Genomic DNA, 3,329 nt, shown 5'->3' with positions numbered 1-3,329 from the left:
AAACCTTGAGCGATTTCCGCTATAATCCGCGCCCCCCTTTTTCGGCTGGCCCTGTGCGCGCTGTTTCCATGAAATTAATCGTTAAAGTCTTTCCCGAGATCACCATCAAGAGCCGACCGGTACGGACGCGTTTCATCCGTCAGTTGGCCAAGAATATCCGCGCCGTGCTCCGTGACCTGGACCCGGCTGTGGTGGTGAACGGTGTGTGGGACAATCTCGAGCTGGAAACCCGCGTTACCGACCCCAAAGCCTTGAAAGAGATGGGTGAGCGCCTGGTCTGCACCCCGGGTGTCGCGCACTTTCTGCAGATCGACGAGTACCCGCTGGGCGACTTCGACGACATCACCGAGAAGTGCAAACAGCACTACGGCGATGTACTGGCCGGGAAAATTTTCTCGGTGCGCTGCAAGCGTGCCGGCAAGCATCCGTTCAGCTCGATGGACGTTGAAAAATACGTCGGCAGCAAGCTGCGTCGTGAGTGCGGTGCCGCCGGAATCGACCTCAAAGACCCGGAAATCGAAGTTCGCATCGAAGTTCGCGACCAACGGTTGTTTGTCATCCACAGCCAGCACAACGGCATCGGCGGTTACCCGCTCGGCGCCCTGGAGCAGACGCTGGTATTGATGTCCGGCGGCTTTGACTCGACGGTTGCCGCGTACCAGATCATGCGCCGCGGCCTGATGGCGCATTTCTGCTTCTTCAATCTCGGCGGGCGTGCCCACGAATTGGGCGTGATGGAAGTCGCGCATTTCATCTGGAAGAAGTACGGCAGCTCGCAACGCGTGCTATTTGTCAGTGTTCCGTTCGAAGAAGTGTTGGGCGAAATTCTCGGCAAAGTCGATAACAGTCATATGGGCGTCGTATTGAAGCGTATGATGTTGCGCGCATCGTCGGCCATCGCCGACCGGCTGCACATCGACGCGCTGGTCACCGGCGAAGCGATCTCCCAGGTATCGAGCCAGACGCTGCCGAACCTGTCGGTGATCGACTGCGTGACCGACAAACTGGTCCTGCGCCCACTGATCGTTGCGCACAAGCAGGACATCATCGACACGGCCAACGAGATCGGCACCGCCGATTTCGCCCGGCACATGCCGGAGTACTGCGGGGTCATCTCGGTCAATCCGAAGACCGCCGCCAAGCGCCACCGTGTTGAGCACGAAGAGAAAGAATTCGACATGGCGGTTCTCGAGCGTGCGCTCGAAAACGCCAAGCTGGTGCCGATCGATCGAGTGATCGACGAATTGGGCCAGGACTTGCAGATCGAAGAAGTCGGCGAAGCGCTGGCCGGTCAGATCGTCATCGACATCCGTCACCCGGATGCGGCCGAGGATGACCCGCTGGAACTTGCCGGCATAGAAGTACAGACGATGCCGTTCTACGCAGTGAACGCTCGTTTCAAGGAGCTGGATCCGACTCGCCAGTACCTGCTGTATTGCGACAAAGGCGTGATGAGTCGCCTGCATGCTCACCATTTGCTCAGTGAGGGGCATGCCAATGTGCGCGTTTATCGACCGAGCTAAGAGCCCGGGGCTGTTTGCCTGTGGCCTGCGTCACCGGCCCCCCGACTCTGCCGTCAAGCTGTAACGGCAAGGCCTGACTCTACTGTTAATCGCTGCCACGACCTGACAGCACACCGAATCCTCTGATCGAGATACACAAGTGATCGAAAATCTACGTAACATCGCCATCATTGCCCACGTTGACCATGGTAAGACCACCCTGGTAGACAAACTCCTGCGTCAATCCGGCACCCTGGAGCGCAACGAGCTCAACGACGAGCGCGTGATGGACTCCAACGACCAGGAAAAAGAGCGCGGTATTACCATCCTGGCGAAAAACACCGCCATCAACTGGAACGGCTACCACATCAACATCGTGGACACCCCGGGCCACGCCGACTTCGGCGGCGAAGTAGAACGCGTAATGTCGATGGTCGACTCCGTGCTGCTGCTGGTTGACGCTCAAGACGGCCCTATGCCGCAAACCCGTTTCGTGACCAAGAAGGCGTTCGAAGCCGGCCTGCGTCCAATCGTGGTCATCAACAAGGTTGACCGTCCAGGCGCGCGTCCGGACTGGGTTCTGGACCAGATCTTCGACCTGTTCGACAACCTGGGTGCCACCGAAGAACAGCTGGACTTCAAAGTCGTCTACGCCTCGGCCCTGAACGGCATTGCCGGTCTGGACCACAACGACATGGCCGAAGACATGACCCCGCTGTACCAGTCGATCGTCGACAACGTACCAGCACCGGCTGTTGACCGTGACGGCCCGTTCCAGATGCAAATCTCGGCACTGGACTACAACAGCTTCCTGGGCATTATCGGCGTTGGTCGTATCGCTCGTGGTCGCGTCAAGCCGAACACCCCGGTTGTCGCTATCGACGCTGACGGCAAGAAGCGTAACGGCCGTATCCTGAAGCTGATGGGTCACCACGGTCTGCACCGTGTAGACGTTGAAGAAGCGGCTGCCGGCGACATCGTGTGCATCAGCGGTATGGACTCGCTGTTCATCTCCGACACCCTGTGCCACCCGGACACCGTAGAAGCGATGAAGCCGTTGACCGTCGACGAGCCAACCGTTTCCATGACCTTCCAGGTAAACGACTCGCCATTCTGCGGTAAAGAAGGCAAGTTCGTGACCTCCCGTAACATCAAGGAGCGTCTGGACAAAGAGCTGCTGTACAACGTTGCACTGCGCGTTGAAGAAGGCGACTCGGCTGACAAGTTCAAGGTTTCCGGCCGTGGTGAGCTGCACCTCTCGGTACTGATCGAAACCATGCGTCGCGAAGGCTTCGAAATGGGTGTTGGTCGTCCGGAAGTGATCATCCGTGAAGTTGACGGCGTGAAGCAGGAACCGTTCGAAAACGTCACCATCGACACCCCTGAAGAATCCCAGGGCAAGGTCATGGAAGAGATGGGCCTGCGTAAGGGCGACCTGACCAACATGGTGCCGGATGGCAAAGGCCGTGTTCGTCTGGAATACAACATCCCTGCTCGCGGTCTGATCGGTTTCCGTAACCAGTTCCTGACCCTGACCAACGGTGCTGGCATCCTGACCTCGATCTTCGATCGCTACGACACCATGAAGTCCGGCGACATGTCCGGCCGTCAGAACGGTGTTCTGGTATCGGTAGAAACCGGCAAGGCGCTGACCTACTCCCTGGAAACCCTCCAGGCGCGTGGCAAGCTGTTCGTTGAGCACGGTCAAGAGATCTACAACGGCCAGATCGTTGGTCTGAACAGCCGTGACACCGACATGGGCGTCAACCCAACCAAAGGCAAGAAGCTCGACAACATGCGTGCTTCGGGTAAAGACGAAACCATCGC

At 58.2% G+C, this 3,329-nt stretch carries 2 protein-coding genes; both read left to right on the top strand.

All coding sequences use genetic code 11. The features are described from left to right. The first annotated feature begins 68 nt into the window (after positions 1-68). Positions 69-1,523 carry a tRNA uracil 4-sulfurtransferase ThiI gene (gene thiI / locus ACEK02_RS29855; RefSeq protein ID WP_371425055.1) on the top strand — a complete coding sequence of 485 codons (1,455 nt, stop codon included), beginning with the start codon at positions 69-71 and terminating at the stop codon, positions 1,521-1,523. Positions 1,524-1,662: 139 nt separating this feature from the next. Continuing rightward, the coding region (typA, locus tag ACEK02_RS29850) for a translational GTPase TypA (protein ID WP_371425054.1) at positions 1,663-3,329 on the top strand (1,667 nt) is incomplete at its 3' end.

The sequence above is a fragment of the Tardiphaga sp. genome, assembly GCF_041424195.1.
GTDB lineage: Bacteria > Pseudomonadota > Alphaproteobacteria > Rhizobiales > Xanthobacteraceae > Tardiphaga.
This window is presented reverse-complemented; position numbering and strand designations above follow the sequence as displayed.

Excerpts from the sequence above, each read along its gene's own strand:
- thiI (WP_371425055.1), top strand. The coding sequence starts at position 69 with ATGAAATTAATCGTTAAAGTCTTTCCCGAGATCACCATCAAGAGCCGA.